Annotated in this window: 16 protein-coding genes; 4 read left to right on the forward strand and 12 right to left on the reverse strand. The window is 73.3% G+C overall.

Going from position 1 to position 18,144, the window contains the following annotated elements:
* Positions 1-2: 2 nt before the first annotated feature.
* The 5 genes from ABZ860_RS24395 to ABZ860_RS24415 all read right to left on the reverse strand — a co-directional run bounded on the left by ABZ860_RS24395 (position 3) and on the right by ABZ860_RS24415 (position 4,853).
* Positions 3-935, reverse strand: coding sequence for a sigma-70 family RNA polymerase sigma factor (locus ABZ860_RS24395; RefSeq protein WP_357224128.1), 933 nt, complete (start codon positions 933-935; stop codon positions 3-5).
* A gap of 224 nt (positions 936-1,159) precedes the next feature.
* Entirely contained in the window at positions 1,160-2,308 is a 1,149-nt protein-coding gene (hutI, locus tag ABZ860_RS24400; RefSeq protein WP_357224130.1) for an imidazolonepropionase, read from the reverse strand.
* Positions 2,309-2,361: 53 nt separating this feature from the next.
* Complete coding sequence (locus tag ABZ860_RS24405; protein WP_357224133.1) at positions 2,362-3,705, reverse strand: formimidoylglutamate deiminase; 1,344 nt, start codon at positions 3,703-3,705, stop codon at positions 2,362-2,364.
* Between the two features lie 73 nt (positions 3,706-3,778).
* A complete protein-coding gene (locus ABZ860_RS24410) occupies positions 3,779-4,465 on the reverse strand; it encodes an SDR family oxidoreductase (protein WP_357224136.1) in 687 nt (228 codons plus the stop codon).
* A 40-nt stretch (positions 4,466-4,505) separates the two neighbouring features.
* On the reverse strand, positions 4,506-4,853 hold the full coding sequence (locus ABZ860_RS24415) for a hypothetical protein (protein WP_357224138.1): 348 nt from the start codon (positions 4,851-4,853) through the stop codon (positions 4,506-4,508).
* Positions 4,854-4,892: 39 nt separating this feature from the next.
* Between ABZ860_RS24415 and ABZ860_RS24420 the strand changes: the two genes are divergently transcribed.
* From ABZ860_RS24420 to ABZ860_RS24430, 3 genes are read left to right on the forward strand one after another with little or no spacing between them, the layout of a single operon-like run.
* Entirely contained in the window at positions 4,893-5,441 is a 549-nt protein-coding gene (locus tag ABZ860_RS24420; RefSeq protein WP_357224141.1) for a PadR family transcriptional regulator, read from the forward strand.
* A gap of 17 nt (positions 5,442-5,458) precedes the next feature.
* On the forward strand, positions 5,459-6,424 hold the full coding sequence (locus tag ABZ860_RS24425; RefSeq protein ID WP_357224144.1) for an ATP-binding cassette domain-containing protein: 966 nt from the start codon (positions 5,459-5,461) through the stop codon (positions 6,422-6,424).
* A 19-nt stretch (positions 6,425-6,443) separates the two neighbouring features.
* The gene (locus ABZ860_RS24430; protein ID WP_357224147.1) at positions 6,444-7,193 is read left to right on the forward strand and encodes an ABC transporter permease; all 750 of its coding nucleotides are present in this window, start codon (positions 6,444-6,446) and stop codon (positions 7,191-7,193) included.
* Positions 7,194-7,206: 13 nt separating this feature from the next.
* On the opposite strand, the gene ABZ860_RS24435 is transcribed toward ABZ860_RS24430, so the two are convergent.
* The 7 genes from ABZ860_RS24435 to ABZ860_RS24465 all read right to left on the reverse strand — a co-directional run bounded on the left by ABZ860_RS24435 (position 7,207) and on the right by ABZ860_RS24465 (position 16,634).
* A complete protein-coding gene (locus ABZ860_RS24435; RefSeq protein WP_357224150.1) occupies positions 7,207-8,025 on the reverse strand; it encodes an alpha/beta hydrolase in 819 nt (272 codons plus the stop codon).
* 295 nt (positions 8,026-8,320) lie between these two features.
* Positions 8,321-10,108: an ABC transporter ATP-binding protein gene (locus ABZ860_RS24440; protein ID WP_357224152.1), complete on the reverse strand. Its 1,788-nt coding sequence runs from the start codon at positions 10,106-10,108 to the stop codon at positions 8,321-8,323.
* Positions 10,109-10,200: 92 nt separating this feature from the next.
* Complete coding sequence (locus ABZ860_RS24445; protein ID WP_357224154.1) at positions 10,201-10,902, reverse strand: hypothetical protein; 702 nt, start codon at positions 10,900-10,902, stop codon at positions 10,201-10,203.
* 38 nt (positions 10,903-10,940) lie between these two features.
* Positions 10,941-11,135: a hypothetical protein gene (locus ABZ860_RS24450; RefSeq protein ID WP_357224157.1), complete on the reverse strand. Its 195-nt coding sequence runs from the start codon at positions 11,133-11,135 to the stop codon at positions 10,941-10,943.
* Between the two features lie 78 nt (positions 11,136-11,213).
* Complete coding sequence (locus tag ABZ860_RS24455; protein ID WP_357224160.1) at positions 11,214-14,747, reverse strand: protein kinase; 3,534 nt, start codon at positions 14,745-14,747, stop codon at positions 11,214-11,216.
* 169 nt (positions 14,748-14,916) lie between these two features.
* On the reverse strand, positions 14,917-15,786 hold the full coding sequence (locus ABZ860_RS24460) for a hypothetical protein (RefSeq protein WP_357224163.1): 870 nt from the start codon (positions 15,784-15,786) through the stop codon (positions 14,917-14,919).
* 44 nt (positions 15,787-15,830) lie between these two features.
* A complete protein-coding gene (locus ABZ860_RS24465; RefSeq protein WP_357224166.1) occupies positions 15,831-16,634 on the reverse strand; it encodes an FCD domain-containing protein in 804 nt (267 codons plus the stop codon).
* 146 nt (positions 16,635-16,780) lie between these two features.
* Between ABZ860_RS24465 and ABZ860_RS24470 the strand changes: the two genes are divergently transcribed.
* Positions 16,781-18,118, forward strand: a complete 1,338-nt coding sequence (locus ABZ860_RS24470; protein ID WP_357224168.1) for a glutamine synthetase family protein — start codon at positions 16,781-16,783, stop codon at positions 18,116-18,118.
* Positions 18,119-18,144: the final 26 nt, after the last annotated feature.

An 18,144-nucleotide genomic window follows, 5' to 3' on the forward strand; every position in this document is an offset into this window, starting at 1 on the left:
GCTTACGCGGCGCTGGCCATCTTGCGCAGCCGCACCAGCGCGTCGCGCTCGATGCGCCGGGCGCGGTCACGGCCGATGCCGTAGCGCTCCCCCACCTCGGTGAGGGTGTGCTCGCGGCCGTCCACCAGGCCGTACCGCCAGCGCAGCATCTCGCGCATCTGGCCCTCGAGGCCGGTCAGCCACTGCTCCAGGCGCTCCTTCTCCAGGGTGGCCATAGCCTGCTGCTCGGGGTCCGCCCAGGTCTCGTCGGCGATCATGTCGCCGAGCTCGGTCTCGTCCTCGTCGCCCACGCCGAGCTGAAGGGAGACCGGGTCGGAGGCCCAGCGGCGCAGCTCCTGCACCCGCTCGATCGGCAGGTCGAGCACCTCGGCGAGGTCGGCGTCGGTCGGCTCAGCGTCGAACTCCGCCAGCATGTCCCTGCGCACCCGCATGAGCCGCGTCATCTGCTCGCCCGCGTGGGTGGGCAGCCGCACCGGCCGCGCCTGCTCGTGGATCGAGCGGCCCACCGACTGCCGGATCCACCAGGTGGCGTAGGTCGAGAACTTGTACCCCCGGCGGTAGTCGAACTTCTCCACGGCGCGGACCAGCCCGAGGTTGCCCTCCTGCACCAGGTCGATCAGCGGCATCCCCCGTCCGGAGTACTTCCTCGCGACCGCGACCACGAGGCGCAGGTTGGCCTGGATGAACTCGTCCTTCGCCCGCCGCCCCGAGATCGCGATCCGCTCCAGCTCCTCGTCGGTCGCGTCCGCGATCTTCGGCTCGGACCGCCCGCTGTCGAGCAACTGCTCGGCGAACAACCCCGCCTCGATGCGCTTGGCCAGCTCGACCTCCTGCTCCGCGGTCAGCAACGGGACACGGCCGATTTCGGCCAGATAAGTCCCCAGCAGATCCCGGTCAGAGACGTGCTGTTCCTGCGTCCGATTCCCCGTCGCCATCCGATGGCACCTCGTTCCGCCGCCGCGATATGCAATATGTGAGCCGGTGGGCCGGACGTGTCCGCCCCGCTCGGCACGGCCCCCGGCTCCCTGCTTCTGACCCGGACAACGGCCGGTCCATGGCAAAGATTCCCCAAACGGATACGACCGGGGAATGGTTTCGTTTTCCTCCCCAAGGAGGATGCGAGGCCGGGAAAAAAGGCGATTACCCAGGTTGCGGGCGCTCAAACAAGGCGGCGCCCCATCCGCCACACCTGCGCGACCAGCGGCACCCCCGGCCGGTACGCGAGGTGGACGTACGACGGCGCCTCCAGGATGACGAGGTCCGCGCGGGAGCCGACGGACAGGGTGCCCACGTCGGTGCGCCGCAGTGCCCGCGCCCCGCCGCGGGTGGCCGCGCGCACGGCCTCCGGCGGCGTCATGCCCATCTCCCGCACGGCCAGGGCGACGCAGAACGGCATCGAGGTGGTGAACGAGGAGCCCGGGTTGCAGTCGGTCGCCAGGGCCACCGCGACGCCCGCGTCGAGCAGCCGCCGCGCGTCCGGGTAGGGCGACCTGGTGGAGAACTCCGCGCCCGGCAGCAGGGTGGCGACCACCCCGCCGGCGGCGAGCGCGTCCACGTCCGCGTCGGTGAGATGGGTGCAGTGGTCGGCTGATGCCGCCCCCATCTCGCACGCCAGCCGCACGCCCGGCCCCGGTCCGAGCTGGTTGGCGTGGACCCTGAGCTGCAACCCCGCCTTGCGGCCCGCCGTGAGCACCTCCCTGCTGTGCTCCTCGCCGAACGCGCCGCGCTCGCAGAAAACGTCCACCCACTTGGCGTACGGCGCGCACGCCTCCAGCATCGGGCCGGTCACGAGCCTGACGTAGTCGTCGGCGGCCGTCTCCGGCGGGACGACGTGCGCCCCGAGGAACGTGGTCTCCTCGGTGAACTGGCAGGCGATCTCCAGGCTGCGGCGCTCGTCCTCCACGGTGAGGCCGTAGCCGCTCTTGATCTCGAACGTCGTCGTGCCCTGCATGGTCATCTCCGAGACCAGCAGCGCGGTGGTGGACACCAGCTCGGGGATCGTGGCCCGGCGGGTGGCGGCGACGGTCGAGCGGATGCCGCCCGCGGTGTAGGGCCGTCCGGCCATCCGCGCGGCGAACTCCTCGGTGCGGTCGCCGGCGAACACCAGGTGCGCGTGGCTGTCCACGAATCCCGGGATGACGGCGCGTCCGTCCACGTCGACCCGCTCGTCGGCGGGCGGCGCGTCGGCGGAGCGGCCGATCCACCGGACCACTCCGTTCTCCGCGACCAGCGCGGCGTCCTCGATCTCCTCCCGCTCCGGGTCCGCCGTGTACAGCAGCCCGATCCCCGTGAAAACGACTGATGTCATGCCGCTCGGCCCCACGTCTCCTGATCCTCGCCACACCGCGAACAGCGCAAACCTCACCGGTGCAGCGGGGCGAGCGCGTCGCGCAGCAACGCGCCGACGTCGCCGAGCACGTGCCGCCCGTCCTCCACGATCCGCCGCCCGCCCGCGACGACCGTGTGCACGTCGCCGGCGGTGGCGGCGAAGACCACGGACTCCACCGCCGACGCCTTGGTCGCGCCGGCCGTACGGACCGAGTCGAGCCGCACGGAGACGAGGTCGGCCCAGGCCCCGGCCACCAGGCACCCGGCGTCGGGGAAGCCCAGCGACGCCTGCCCTGCGGCGGTCGCGGCGTGCAGGAGCTGCGCGGCGGGCCAGTGCCCGCGCTCGCCCGTGACCAGCCGCTCGTCCATCTCGACCGCCCTGGCCTCCTCGAACAGGTCGATGACCGCCTGGCTGTCGGTGCCGAGCGTGACGGGCGATCCGGCCTCCAGAAGCCTGCGGGCGGGGCCGACGCCGTCGGCGAGGTCGCGTTCTGTGGTGGGGCACATGCACACGTGGGTGGTGGAGCCGCCGAGCAGCGCCACGTCCACGTCGGACAGATGGGTGGCGTGGACCGCGGTCGAGCGCGGCCCCAGCGCGCCGTGGTCGTGCAGCACCTGGACGGGCGTGGCCGAGTAGACCTCCACGCACGCCTCGTTCTCGGCCCGCTGCTCCGACACGTGCGCGTGCAGCGGCCCGGTGTGCCGGTGGGCGAAATCGACGACGACGTGCATCTGCTCGGGGGGCACCGCGCGCACGGAGTGGATGGCCGCGCCGATCTCCACGTCCTCCTCGCCCTCGTGCGCCCGGGCGAGGTCGTCGGCCCTGGCCGCCCAGCGCTCGGCGTCCCCGTCGCCGAAGCGCAGCTGGGTGCCGACGAGGGCCTCGCCGATGCCGCCGGTCAGATAGCAGGTGTCGAGCAGGGTGATGCGCAGCCCGGCCCGCCTGGCCGCCTCGACCAGCGCGTGGCCCATCGCGTTCGGGTCGGCGTACGGCCTGCCCCCGGGGCCGTGGTGCAGGTAGTGGAACTCGGCCACGGTGGTGATTCCGGCGAGCGCCATCTCGGCGTACGTCGCGGTGGCCAGGGCGAGGTAGAGATCCGGGTCGAGCGCCTCGGCGACCGCGTACATCCGCTCGCGCCAGGTCCAGAAGCTGCCGCGGCCGGTCTGGGTGTGGCCGCGCAGGGCGCGGTGGAAGGCGTGCGAATGACAGTTGGCCAGGCCGGGCAGGGTGAGCCCGGCCAGCCGTACGGCTCCCGGGGGAGGCGACGCCTCGGGCCTGATCTCCACGATGCGGCGGCCCTCGACGCCGACGACCACGCTCTCGACGACCTCGCCGGGCGGCAGCCACGCCATCTCGCACCAGTAAGTCACATGCACCGGTCCTCCAGATGGGCGGCGTGGCGGTGATGCCACTGTAATGAACGTCCGTCCCCCGCGCCTCGTGCGGCCGTCAGCGGGTCGGTCCCCCAGCCGGCCGTACGGTGATCTCGGTGACGTGGGCGTCGGGCGTGGCCGTCAGCGCGGCCAGCACGGCCCGCGCCACCGATTCCGGCTCCAAGTATCTTCCCGGCTCGTACGGTCCTCCCTCCTGGGCCCGGATGCCTCTTTGCATGTCCGTGCCCACCCGCCCGGGGAAGATCGAGGTGACCCGCACGCCGTTGGCGTGCTCCTCCTCGCGCAGCACGTCGCCGAACGCGCGCAGGGCGAACTTGCTCGCGGCGTAGGCGCCCCAGTTGGGGTTGGCCCGCTGCCCGGCGCCCGAGTTGATCAGCACGACGTGCCCGCGCGCCGCCCGCAGCGCGGGCAGCAGCAGCCGGGTCAGCTCCGCGACGGCGATGACGTTGACCTCCATCAGCCGCCGCCACTCGTCGGCGGGGGTGTCGGCGAGGGACCCGACGCTGGCCACGCCCGCGCTGTGGACCAGCAGGTCGAGCCGGTCGATCCCCTCCACGTCGGCGGGGGTGAGCTCGGTGAGCTCGACCGCCCAGGGGCGGGCCGCCGGCAGTTCCGCGCACAGCGCGTCGAGCGCCGTGCCGTCCCGCCCGCCCAGGAAGAGCTCGCAGGTGGGGGCGAGGGCGCGGGCGATCGCCGCCCCCACCCCCCGCGAGGCGCCGGTGATCAGAGCCGTGGGTCGCATGGACCTCACCCTAGGGCGTCCGGAGGATCTTGCGCGCGCGTCACCGCCGCGGGCGCAGCGTCTCGGGGGTGGGACGCTCCAGGGTCAGGGCGTAGAGGTGGTGCGGGTAGCGGTGGTCGGCCGGCCGCACCCGCACCTCGCCGGCGGCGGCCTCCAGGATCACGCAGCGGTACCACTCGCCGTCCTCGAGGAACTCCCACTGCCCTGCGAGCACGTCGAGCCCGGCGCGGCGCACCTCCTCCTCGGCCCGCTCGTACGGCCCGGCCGCGCCGATGGGGTAGCCGAAGACGGTCAGCGGCTCCCACTCCTCACCGGCCCGCCGGACGTAGCCGAGCAGGGCGCCGTCGTCGTCCCTGCGGATCTCTCGCCTGTCTGTGTCGGGGTTCATGGTTGACCACCATACTCAAATTTGTACAAAAATTTGAATATGACATCGACGCGGGTGATGATCCTGGGCGTGCTGCTGGACGGGCCGCTGCACGGATACGAGGTGCGCAAGACGCTCGAACTGTGGGGCGCCCAGCACTGGGCCAACATCGCCTTCGGCTCGATCTACCACGCGCTGGGGAAGATGGCCCAGGAAGGCCTGCTGGAGGTGGTCGGCGACGGCGGATCCCCCGGCGGCGGCGCGCGCGGGCGCACGGTCTACGCCATCACGCCCGAGGGACGGGCCGAGTTCGACCGGCGGCTGCGCGAGCACTGGTCGGAGATCATGCCGATCGTCGACCCGTTCCAGGTCGCCCTGACGTTCATGGACCGGCTGCCGAAGGCCGACCTGCTGGCGGTCGTACGGGAGAGGACCGAGCGGCTGCGCATGGGGTTCGCGAGCTTCGAGCGGGCCCGCGACGCCAAGCGCGCGGCGGACGCCCCGCGGCACGTGGACGAGTGCCTGGCGCTGAGCGCGGCCGAGTACCGCGCCCAGCTGGAGTGGCTGGAACAGGCCGTCGAACGCATCCAGCGCGACGACATCCCCTGACCGACGAGGAGCCGGACGTGATCATTCATGCGCGGGAGCTGCGCAAGACCTACCACCCCCGCGGCCGCCGCGGCGGCCCGGCGGCAGAGCCCGTGGAGGCCGTGCGCGGAATCGACCTCGACGTCGCCGAAGGCGAGATCTTCGGCGTGCTCGGCCCCAACGGCGCGGGGAAGACCACGACGATCCGCATGCTGGCGACGCTGGTCGCGCCCACCGGCGGCACCGCGACGGTGGCCGGGCACGACCTGCTGACCTCTCCCGAGCAGGTGCGGCGCCACATCGGGTACGTCGGCCAGGCCGGCGGCGTGGACGAGAACAACACGGCCAGGGCTAATCTCCTGCTCGCCGCGCGGGTCAACGGCCTGACGGCGGCCGAGGCCGCCGCCCGCACCGGCGAGGTGCTCGCGGCGTTCGACCTGGCGGGCCTGGCCGACCGGCCGGCCCGCACCCTTTCCGGCGGCCAGAAGCGACGCGTCGCGATCGCGCTCGGCCTGGTGCACCGGCCGCCGCTGCTGTTCCTCGACGAGCCCACGACCGGCCTCGACCCGCACAACCGGGCGAACCTGTGGGACCGGATCAGGGCGCTGCGCGACGGCGGGACGAGCGTCCTGCTCAGCACCCACTACCTCGACGAGGCCGACGCGCTGTGCGACCGCCTGGTCATCGTCGACCACGGGCTCGTCGTCGCGGCCGGGACGCCCGCCGAGCTCAAACGGGAGATCGCCGGCGACGTGGTGTCCCTGCGGGTGTCCGACCCAGGTGGAGCGGCGCGCGTGCTGGACGGCCTGCCGTACGCGCGGGAGGTCAGGGCCGACGGCGACCTGCTGCGGGTCTACCTGGACGACGGCGAGCGGGCGCTGCCGCACCTGCTGGCCGCGCTCACCGGGCACGACCTGACCCTGGAGTCCGTCGCGCTCGAGCGGGCCACGCTCGACGACGTCTTCCTGCGCAAGACCGGCCGCTCGCTGCGCGACGCGGCCTGAACCCTCGAAAGGTCCGACGATGCTGAAACACACCGGCCTGTTCCTGGCCTACGAGCTGCGCAACACCGCCCGCAGCCCGGTCTGGCCGCTGTTCGGCCTCCTCCAGCCCGTCCTCTATCTGCTGCTGTTCGCTCCGCTGCTGGCCAACACCCGGCCCGGCGTGCCGGAGGAGCGGACGCTCGCCATGTTCACCCCCGGCGTGATGGTGATGATCGCGCTGTTCGGCTCGCTGTTCGTCGGCTTCGGCATGATCGCCGAGATCCGCACCGGGGTGCTCGAACGGCTCGCCGCGAGCCCGGCGAGCCGCCCGGCCATCGTCCTCGGCCGGACGCTGCGCGACATGATCGTGCTGGTCGCGCAGGCGGTGCTGCTCATCGTGGTGGCGCTGCTGATGGGCATGCGGCCCAGCCTGCCGGGCGTCGCCCTGATGCTCCTGCTCATGGCCCTGACCGGCCTGTTCGCCTCCGGCATGTCGTACGGCCTGGCCCTGGCCGTGCGGGACGAGAACGGCATGTCGCAGATTCTGCAGTTCTTCGCGCTGCCGCTGATCCTGTTCACCGGCATCCTGCTGCCGATGTCGCTCGCTCCGCAGTGGATGCGGACGGCGGCCCAGGTCAACCCGCTCTACCACGCGGTCGAGGCCGGGCGCGCGCTGTTCGCCGGCGACCTGGCAGGCCGCCACGTGGCGCTCGCGTTCGCCCTGATGGCGGTGCTCGCGGTGCCCGCCCTGGCCTGGTCGGTCCGCTCCATGCGCCACCTCGCCGGCTGACTGCTCCTGCCGGTCAGCCGCTCTTGAGGAAGTCCAGCAGGTCGTCGTTCAGGGCGTCCTTGTGGGTCACGAACAGGCCGTGCCCGCCAGTGGGGTACTCCTTGTAGACCGCCCCGGGGACGAGCGCGGCCGTACGGCGGCCGGTCAGCTCCACTCTGGCCGACATGTCGGCGGCTCCGTGCACGACGAGCGCGGGAACGGTGATCGCGCGCAGCCCGTCCCGGTGGTCGGCGTGGTAGAGCGCCTCGAACACCCGCGCGGTCGCCCACGGCGAGGTCGACAGGCACTGCGCGAGCGTCCAGTCGACGAGCGCCGGGGAGACGTCGTTGCCGAGGTGCGTGGCGAACCAGACCTGCGCCTGCCGGGCGAACCACTTCGGCCGGTCGGTCGCGAACTGGGCGGGCGTGGCCCGCAGCGCCTCCTCGGGGGCGCCCTCGGGGTTGTCCTCGGTCCGCTTGAGGAACGGCAGCACGGCGGAGACGAACGCCACCCGGGTGACGCGCTCCTCGCCGTGCCTGGCCAGGTAACGAGCGACCTCGGCGCCGCCCGCCGAGTGCCCGACCAGGGTCACCCGGCGCAGGCCGAGGTGCTCGATCAGCGCGGCCACGTCGTCCGCCAGGGTGTCCAGGTCGTAGCCGCCTGAGGGGCGGTCGGAGCGGCCGTGCCCGCGCCGGTCGAGCGTCACGCACCGGTAGCCGTGCTCGACGAAGAACGGCAGCTGGTATTCCCACATGTCGCTGTGCAGCACCCAGCTCGCCAGGAAGACGATCGGCTCGCCCTGCCCGTAGTCCTCGTAGGCCAGCCGCGTGCCGTCAACGGTCTCGAAGAACATCCGCACTCCTCAGGTCTCGGTCGAACACGTCCGAGCCTGGCGGACCGCGTGAAAAAGATCGATTACGTGAGAGATAAGCGGCGGGGCGCCCGGCCGAAGCGACCGGGCGCCCCGCCTCCGACCCGAGGTCACCGGACGCGCCCGCACGCGCGATGGCTCCGGCAACCGGGCGGTGGTGAAGGAGAGGTTACGCATCAGCGACGTTCCCGGTTCCCGGTCGAAAGAAGCTGTGGCCCGGTGTAAGGGCTGCTCACGGCTTTGCCATCGGCGTCTGCGGAGATCGCGGACCCGCCGGTCAGGACGAGACGAGGAACTGCGTGGCGGCGAGCTCGCGGTAGAGCTCGTCGGCCGCGACCAGCTCGTCGTGGGTGCCCCAGGCCCGCACGCGACCGGCCTCCATCACCACGATCCGGTCGGCCCCGGTCACGGTGGACAGGCGGTGGGCGATCACCAGGACCGTCGTCTCGCGCGCCACCTCCGCCACGACCTCACGCAGCCGCATCTCGTTGACCGCGTCGAGCTGGGAGGTCGCCTCGTCGAGCAGCAGCAGCCTGGGCCTGCGCAGCAGCGCCCTGGCGATGGCGACCCGCTGCCGCTCGCCGCCCGACAGCAGGATGCCGCGATGGCCGACCGGCGTCTCCAACCCCTCGGGCAGCCGCTCGACCAGGTCGTCCAGGCGCGTACGGGCGAGGGCGCGGGCGACCTCCTCGTCGGTCGCGCCGGGCGCGCCGAAGACGAGGTTCTCCCGCAACGTCCCCGCGAGCACGGGGGCGTCCTGCTCGACGTACCCGAGCATGGCCCGCAGCTCGCCGAGCGGCCAGTCGCGTATGTCGCGCCCACCGAGGGCGATCGTCCCCTCCTGCGGCTCGTAGAACCGCTCGATGAGGCCGAACACCGTCGACTTGCCCGCGCCCGAGGGGCCGACCAGCGCGGTCATGCCGCCGGCCGGCACCTCGAACGTCACGTCGTGATGGACCACCGGCCGGTCCTCGCCGTACCGGAAGACGACCCCGGAGAAGGTCACCCCGACCGGCTCGCCGCCGCCCCGCGCCACGGGCGCGGCGGCGGGTTCTGTGCGCAACGTGGCGATCTCCTGGATGCGGGTCACCGCGGCCAGGCCGTTCTGGATCTGGGTGAGGCTCTGGATGATCTGGCCGATCGGGGAGACCAGATAGAACAGGTACAGCAAGAAGGCGATCAGAGTGGAGATCTCCATCTCCCCCGACGCGACGCGCGCGCCGCCCACCCCCAGCACCGCGAGGAACGCGAGCTGGACCGACATCCAGGCGCCGATCCCGGCCAGCGAGGTCCACGCGGCGGCGGCCACACCCCGGTCGCGCGCCTCGACGGCCGCCGCGCCCACCACCGCGGTCTCCCGCGCCTCCGCGCCGCTGGCCTTGACCGTACGGAACGCCTGAAGGGCGCGGTCGAGCATCGAGCTCATCTCGCCGAGCGCCACCTGCGCCTGGAGCGAGGCCCGCCGGATGCGCGGGGCGATGGCCGCGCCCATGAGGGCGACCAGGCCCACGACGGCGAGCGTCACCCCGAGCAGCAGGCCGTCCATGATCGCCATCATCACGGCGGCGCCGAGGAACATGAAGACCGCCCCGACCAGGGACGCGAGCGCGTCCGTGCACACGGCCCGCAGCAGGGTCGTGTCGGAGCTGACCCGCGACAGCAGGTCGCCGGGCTTGAGCCGGTCCACGTCGGGCACCGTGAGCCGCAGGATGCGGTCCACCAGGCTCCGGCGCGAGTCGAGCACGATCGTCTCGCCCATCCGCTCCAGGAGGAACCGCCCGGCCGCCGAGATCAGCGCGCCTACCAGGACCGCGGCCGACAGCCCGAGCACCGGGCCGGCCAGCCCGCCGCCCGCGCCGAACGCGTCGATCACCCGCTTGGCCAAGACCGGCATGGCGAGCCCGGCGAGGCTGCCGACGAGGCTGAGCAGGCCACCCGTGAGGAGCACCCGCCGGTGGGGGCGCACCTGGCCGAGCAGCAGCCGCCATGAGGCGCGCTCCCCCAGGGACGCCTTCCCCCGTGGCGCGGGCCGGCCACCGTCAGGGCCGTCGCCCTCCGTCCCCATGGAGTCCCCCTCGCGCGAACCCGGCGTGCGATCTTCCGGAGACCCTAATCCACCGGAAACGCCGGTGCGCGCGAGGATTTCCGCGTCCTGGATCAGTCCACGTCGGGGACGTCGAGGTCGAACTCTGCGTCGCCGTCGTCGACGCGGCGCAGCTTGATGTCCTCCGCCCAGGCGTACGCGAAGCGCCGCACGGCGGCCACGCCCTCCTCGTCGAGGCCGCCGAACGCCTCGTCGGCCAGCAGGTCGACGGTCTCCAGCCGCTCGACCAGGTCCTCCACCCGCCACTCGTCGTCGTACCGCGCGCCGAGCTGTTCGAGCAGGCGGAAGGAGTACAGGCCGGACACCGAGGCCACGTCGGCGAAGTCGCGCGGCAGGCCGCGGTCCTGCAGAGCCCGGACCTTGAGGCCCACGGCGTCGTCCAGGCCGAGCACCCGGCAGGGGCCGATGTCGGCGGGACGGTCGCGCAGCGGCTCGCGGAGCAGGGCGACCTCGCACGACTGGCCGGTGATCTCGTCGGTGACGACGACGCGGCCGATGCGGGCGCCGGCCTCGCACACCTCGGCCGACAGGCCAGTGCTCCCGAACGCCCCGGCCAGCGCCGCGCCGATCTCCGCCAGCGGGGCCTCGCCGCCGGTGGCGAAGGTGAGGTCGTCGACGGAGCGCGAGACGCACCCGTGCGCCAGCAGCGCGTAGCCGCCGGCGAGCAGCAGGCCGTACCGGTCGAGGACGGGCCGCGCGTCCTCGATGAGGCGCAGGTGGAACGGCGGCGCCGGGAAGGCGGAAGACGCGGTCACCACCTCAGTATCGCCCGCGCACCCACCGTGACGATCCCTCATCCGGAGACCCCGTAGACCAGGCGGATCTCCCGGACGGTGTCCATGATCTCGTACCACGTGAGGCACAGCTCGGCCTCGGCCTCCTCGCCGCGTGCCTCCGCCGCCATCAGCCGGTCTCCCGTCAGCAGCGCCGCCTCCCGTTTGAGCTGGGCCGCCATCCGTTGGAACACGAACCGCTCGCGAGACTCCATAACCGCCCCTCCCGCCCCCCAACAGCTCTTACACAGCCTGAAATACCCACAGAACCGCCCGAAATGCTCAGCTGACGATCAGCACACGTTCCGGTAGGGCGTCCCTGGCAGGTAGCGCGCCCATTCCTGCCCGGTCAGGGTCCGTCCCGCCCGAGCGCACACCTGCCGCGCCACGAGCTCCCCGTCCACGGGCATCCCGAACAGGTCCCCGCTCTGGTCGGCGACGTACAGGCGCGCGCCGTCGGCGCTGAACGCCAGGGTCAGGCCGAGGTCGGCGAGCAGCGGGACGGCCCCGCCCAGCCGCCGCCCGGCGCGCACGTCCCACAACTGCACCGTCCCGCCCTCGCTCACCGTGGCGAGGACGTCTTCCCTGGGGGAGAAGGCCAGCGCGTTGATCTGCTCCATCGTCCCGTGCAGCGCCGGCGGCACCGGGGACGGGCCCTTGGCGTCCCAGAGGAAGATCCGGCCCGTGATGCCGCCCACGGCGATCTTGTCGCCGGCGGGGCTGACCGCGAAGGACTGCGAGGGCATGAACGCGCTTCCCCGCTGCCGCCCGGTGACCGCGTCCAGGATCCGCCCGTCGCCGCAGACGATCGTCCGTCCGCCGGCCCCGAAGGCGATGCCGCCGGTCTGCCGGTCGAGCCGGATGTCCCTGACCAGGCGGCCGCTGCGCGCGTCCCACTCGAGCAGGCGGTCTCCCCGCGTCCTGGAGCCGTTGCCCGCCTGCGTGAGCGTGGCCGCGAAGAGCGCGCCGTCCGGGCTGAACGCGTGACCGTCCACCATGAGGCCGGGCGGCACCCGGTAGTCCCACAGCGGTCGGCGTCCGGCGACGTCCCAGGCGCGCAGCCGGTCGAGGGTGACGTCGCTGATCACCATGGTCCGGCCCGTACGGTCGAAGACCGGGTCTCCCCAGCCGGCCGTGCCCGGCAGCGACCCGGCCTGTCTGCGGCGGGGCACGTCCCACAGCCGCAGGGGGCCGGACTCCTCCGGTTCCGTCGCCATCCAGCGGCCGTCGGGGCTCAGCGACGCGCGGAAGAACCGGCCCGGCGGGCGGACCCGCTCGGCCCGGGGCCGGATGTCCACGCTGACCACGGCCTCCTCCAGGAGGTAGCGCAGGGTGTGCCCGTCGGGGTCGAGGCGGACGTCCGCCACGTCGTCCTCGGCCCGGTAGCCGAACACCTGCCGGTGGTCGCGCACCCGCCAGACCCTGATGGACCGGTCGGCGAACCCCGCCAGGTAGCGCCCGTCTGCGCTGAACCTCAGGCCGGCGTCGACGGCGTTGGCGGGCTCGTTGGCCCCGCTCTCGGCCCAGGGCCAGTCGTCTCCCGCCTCGGTGACCCGCCGCCCTGTGGCGGCCGAGACGAGGGTGATCTGCCGGCCCCCGCAGGCCATCAGCGCGCCGTCCCGGCTGAAGGCGACGGCCCCCAGCTTCCCGGGGCAGGCCCCCCGGAATCTCGGGTCGCGGTCCTGCCCGGGCAGCCGCCGCACGTCCAGCCCGCCGGTCAGCGGGTCCAGCAGCGCGGCGATCCGTCCCCGGCGCGGCACGGCCGGCAGGTCGCCGGGCCAGCCGCTCCCCGCCGCCCGGCCGTGCGTCCGGCCGTACGTCCGGCCGGTCGCGAGGTCCCAGACGAAGCCGTTCAGGTCCTCCAGCACGACGACCTTCGACTCGTCGTCCGCGAACTCGATCCGCCCCTCCGACCGCGCGCCGGGAACGGCGAGTTCGGCCCGGACCCTGCCGGCCGCCAGATCCCACACCATCGCCCTGGCCGTGGTGATCAGCGCGACCGACCGGCCGCTCGGGCTGAGCGCCACGCCGAGCAGAGGCTCCGAGCGCGGGCCGGGCAGCGGGATCCGCCGCACCAGACGCCGGCTCCGCACGTCGTACAGGCCGATCTCGTCGTCCGAGACCGCGACGACCGTACGCCCGTCCCGGCTCAGCGCCCGCAGCCCGCCGCCCGGCGGGCGGAAGGCGGCGACCTCCGGCTGGTAGAGGGAGGACATCAGGCTCGACCGGGCCTCGGAGACGCCGTCGAGGCGCCAGGCGGCGACGCTCAGCAGCATGGCGGCGGCAGGGTCGGTGGTGCGCAACGTCCCGGCGCGCAGCGCCGCCTCCCGGCCGTTGGCCCGGTCGCGCTGGGCGGATATCTGGTCGCGTTGCCGGGCGATCCGGCTGCCCTGGTAGGCCGCCAGGCCGCCGCCCGCGAGGGACAGCGCGAGCAGCGCGGCCAGGGCCATCGTGAGCAGGCGACGGCCGCGGGCACGCCGGCGGGTCAGCGCGGCCGACGCGTCGAGGAACTCGCGTTCCAGGGCGTTCAGGGCGAGACGCCGCCGGCCGGTGGCCGCCCAGCCCACGGCCGCGTCCAGGCGGCCTCCCTGCATGAGGTCGGCGGGACGGCGGCCGGCCGCGGCCCACTGCCGGGCCCGCACGCGGATCTCCGCGTGCACCGGCAGGCCGTCCCACTCGTCGGCGAGCCAGGCCCGCAGCCTGGGCCAGGCGCGCAGCAGCGCCGGGCGGGCGAGGCCCACCTCGCCGTCCTTGCGCGACAGCACGTAGGCGAACACCCTGAGCACCTCGCCCGATCCGGGCGGCAACTCGTCCTCCGCCGCCCTGCGGGTGGCGAGCTCGCCCTCCGGGCCCACCGCGACCAGCCGGAGGAAGATCTGCGGCACCAGGTCGCGCTCCGCTGGGCCGAGCGCGTCGTACGCGCCCTCGGCGAGCGCGTCCAGGGCGGGGTCGGCCTCGCCCTGCGCGTGCACCGCCCGCGCCGCCCGGCTGCCCTCCGCGAGCAGCCGGGCCGTGTCCACCCGGGAACCCCCGCTGATCAGCGCCATCAGCAGGTCGCGGGCGGACGGGCGGGCGGCCGGGTCCTTGACGAGGGCCGCGCCGACCAGCGGGCGGAGCGACTCGGGCAGCACGGACAGGTCGGGATCGGCCGACAGCACGCGGTGCATCACCCCGCCCAGGCTCTCCGCCCGGAACGGGTCCTCGCCCGTGGCGGCGAACAGCACGATCCCGCCCCAGGCGAACATGTCGGCGGCGGGGCCGGCACGCTGCCCGGTGAACACCTCCGGCGCCATGTACGTCGGCGTCCCGGCCACCAGGCCGGTGCTGGTCAGCGACATCTCCAGGGTCCTGGCGACGCCGAAGTCGATCACACGGGGGCCGTCCGGGCCGAGCAGCACGTTGTCGGGTTTGAGGTCGCGGTGGACGACGCCGGCGTCGTGGATGGCGGTCAGCGCCGTGGCGATCGCGGTTGCCAGCCGGTGCAGGCCGTCCCCGGCGAAGACGTGCCCCTCCTGCACGGCCCGGCGCAGGCTCCGCCCCTCGACGTACTCGCTGACGATGTACGGCCTGGGCCCGTCGAGCTCGGCGGCGATGACCGGCGCGGTGCAGAACGACGCCACCCGCCGGGCGGCGGCGGCCTCCCGGCCGAACCGCTCTCTCAGCTCCGGATCCGCCGCGGCGTCGCCGTGCAGCACCTTGACCGCCACCCGGCGGCCGTCGCCGTCGTACGCCTCGTAGACGACGCCCTGGCCGCCGGAGCCGAGCCGCCCCGCCAGCCAGTAGTCCCCCAGCCGCTCCGGATCCTCGGGCAGCAGCGTCCCCGTCATCGATCACCTCTCGCCGGGATTGGACGCGGGCGGGGCCGCTCAGGTTCAGCGTCGGTTCAGCGGCCTTCGGTTCGCCTTTCGGTTCTCGGCGGGCCACGGTTCTCAGCGGGCCACGGTTCTCGGCGGGCCTTGGTTTCAGCGGGCCATGGTTTTCAGCGAGCCACGGTTCTCAGCGAGCACGGGGCCGGCCCGACCGCCAGTGGCGCCCGGGGTGGTCCGCCCCCGGCCGGGGATGGGGCGACACGACCCGCCGCCGGTGGCGCCGGGCGGGCAGCACGGGCAGCACGGGCGCGGGCAGGTCGTGGCGGCCGGAGACGAACTCCTGCACCGCGATCTTCGCCCGGATGACCGGGCGGCGCCAGCGCTCCTCCCGGTGGATCGCCTTGGCCATCAGCCGCGGCCGGGGCCGCCTCGCCCGCTCCGAGTAGCACCAGCGGGCCCAGGGCGAGCCGGGACGGGCCACCCGCACCGCCCCCACGTACAGCAGCGGCGGCACGAACAGCCCCAGCAGGCCGCTCCAGATCTTCCCCTTGAGCAGGGTGATCATGGCGAAGACGAGGTTGACGAAGAGGAACGCGGGGGCCGTCCAGTGGCCGCCGCCGTCCGCGCCGTTCCAGGTGAGCGGGCGCAGCCCGAGCAGCAGCAGGCCGGTGGCGGCGATGGCCACGAAGACCGCGTCCACGGAGGTGCGGCCCTCCTCCTGCCAGTAGACGTCGCGCAGGTGCAGGATCAGCGCGAACTCGTCGAGCACGAGGGCCGCGCCCACACCGAACACGGCGGAGGAGAAGGAATACCACCCCGTGGACACGCCCGACAGGACCAGCCCGGCCACCCCGCCGAGCAGCGTGAGCACCACGCCGAACACCACGTGATGGATGTGCATCTCGCCCACGCTGACGTTGCCGAGCCACCGCGCCCGCGCCCTGATCAGCCGTACGTTCACCCGCGTGAAGACGAACGCCGTGATCAGTGCGACGAAGAAGCAGAACAGCGGCAGGCGGTGCGCCTCGATGATGCGTTCGTGAAACCAGTCGGTCATCAAACGATCCCCCGGCCTCCGATGCTACGGGGCGGCGGGAGTGGTCAGGCGAGGAAGCCGCGCAGCAGGGCCGCCGTGCCCTCCAGGTGTTCGGCGACCGCCCGTTCCGCCGCCTCGGGGTCGCCGTCCAGGATCGCGGCGGCGATGGCGGCGTGCTGGACCGCCGCGTGCTCGATGTTGGGCCGCAGCACGGGGATCGCGTTGAGCAGGTCGGTGACCCGCAGCCGGGCGTCGGCGCAGGCGGCGGCCAGCAGCGGCGAGCCGCTCAGCTCCGCGATCGCCAGATGGAACGCGATGTCCATCCGGCGGTAGTCGGCCGGGGCCGCGTCGTTCACCCCGGACAGCCGGGCCGCCAGCGTCTCCCGCTGCAGCGGGGTCAGCTCGGTGGTCGCGAGCACCCGGGCCGCCCCGCACTCGACGGCCATCCGGAACGTCAGCGCGTCCTCGAGATCGTCTTCGCCCATGCGGGTGACGGCCCTGCGCAGGTCGCCCTTGCGCGGGCTCGGCGGCCGGTAGACGACGAAGGCCCCGCCGTACCGGCCGCGCCGTACGTCGAGGTAGCCGGCCTCCTGCAGGGCGCGGATCGCCTCGCGCAGCGTGACCCTGCTGATGCCGAGCCGGGTGGCCAGCTCGCGCTCCGGCGGCAGCTTCTCGCCGTGCGGGACGACGCCGAGCTTGATGGCCTGGAGCAGGCGCTCGACGGTCTCCTCGAACGCGTTGCCCGCCCGCACCGGCCGGAGCAACGACACCGCGCCGGTGATCCCCACGGCCGCGTCCCGCGACGCGGGCGCGCTCGGAGTCCGGGGAGCGGAGACGGACGCCTCCGCCGGGGTGATCTCCATGCGCATCGTCCCTCCACCCGTCACCGCGGGTCCCCCGTCCCTGAGATCGAGGTTAAACCCCCCGGACATTGTTGACGACGAGGGGAACATGGTGCTTGCATGCCCTCAATGGTCTGATTCCAGACTTTTGGACGGGAGGCACCGTGCTCAGCGTGGAGCGACTCCGCGATGACGTCGAAGCGGGCCGCGTGGACACGGTCCTGCTCGCGGTCACCGACATGCAGGGGCGGCTGCAGGGCAAGCGGCTGTCGGCGCGGTACTTCCTGGAGGAGGTGCTGGACCACGCCGCCGAGGGCTGCAACTACCTGCTCGCGGTGGACGTCGACATGAACACCGTGGACGGCTACGCGATGTCGTCCTGGGAACGCGGCTACGGCGACTTCGTCATGCGGCCCGACCTGTCGACGCTGCGCCGCGTGCCCTGGCACGAGGGCACCGTGCTGCTGCTGGCCGACCTGGTGTGGGAGGACGGCGCGGACGTCGTGGCCTCCCCCCGGCAGATCCTGCGCCGCCAGCTCTCCCGGCTCGCCGAACGCGGCTGGACCGCGTACGTCGGCACCGAGCTGGAGTTCGTGGTCTACGACGACAGCTACGAGCAGGCCTGGCAGCGGGGCTACCGCGACCTGACCCCCGCCAACCTCTACAACGTCGACTACTCGCTGCTCGGCACCTCCCGCATCGAGCCGCTGCTGCGGAAGATCAGGCTCGGCATGGAGGGCGCCGGGCTGTACGTCGAGTCGGCCAAGGGCGAGTGCAACCTCGGCCAGCACGAGATCGCCTTCCGGTACGCCGACGCGCTGACCACCTGCGACAACCACGTGTTCTACAAGAACGGCGCCAAGGAGATCGCCGCCCAGGAGGGCAGGTCGATCACGTTCATGGCCAAGCCCAACCAGCGCGAGGGCAACTCCTGCCACATCCACATCTCGCTGCGCGACGCCGACGGCACCCCCGTGATGGCGGGCGGCGAGCCGCACGGGCTGTCGCGGATCGGACGCGGCTTCGTGGCCGGGCAGCTCGCGGCGATGCGGGAGCTGACCCTGCTCTACGCCCCCAACATCAACTCCTACAAGCGGTTCGTGCCCGGCAGCTTCGCCCCCACTGCGGTGAAGTGGGGCGTGGACAACCGGACGTGCTCGCTGCGGCTGGTCGGCCACGGCCCCTCCCTGCGGATCGAGAACCGGGTGCCGGGCGGCGACGTCAATCCGTACCTCGCGGTCGCGGCCATGATCGCGGCGGGGCTGCGCGGCATCGACGCCGGGCTGGAGCTGGAGGAGCCGTTCGGCGGGAACGCGTACGACTCCGGGGCCGAGCGGGTGCCTGCCACGCTCCGCGACGCCCTGGCGCTGTGGGAGGGGTCGCCGATCGCCGAGGAGGCGTTCGGCAAGGACGTGGTCGAGCACTACGCCAACAACGCGAGGGTCGAGCTGGCCGCCTTCGACGCGGCGGTCACCGACTGGGAGCTCTATCGGGGGTTCGAACGGCTGTGAAGATAGTCAATCCGGCGACCGAGGAA

The organism is Microbispora sp. NPDC046973 (assembly GCF_040644495.1).
In the GTDB taxonomy this organism is placed as follows: domain Bacteria; phylum Actinomycetota; class Actinomycetes; order Streptosporangiales; family Streptosporangiaceae; genus Microbispora.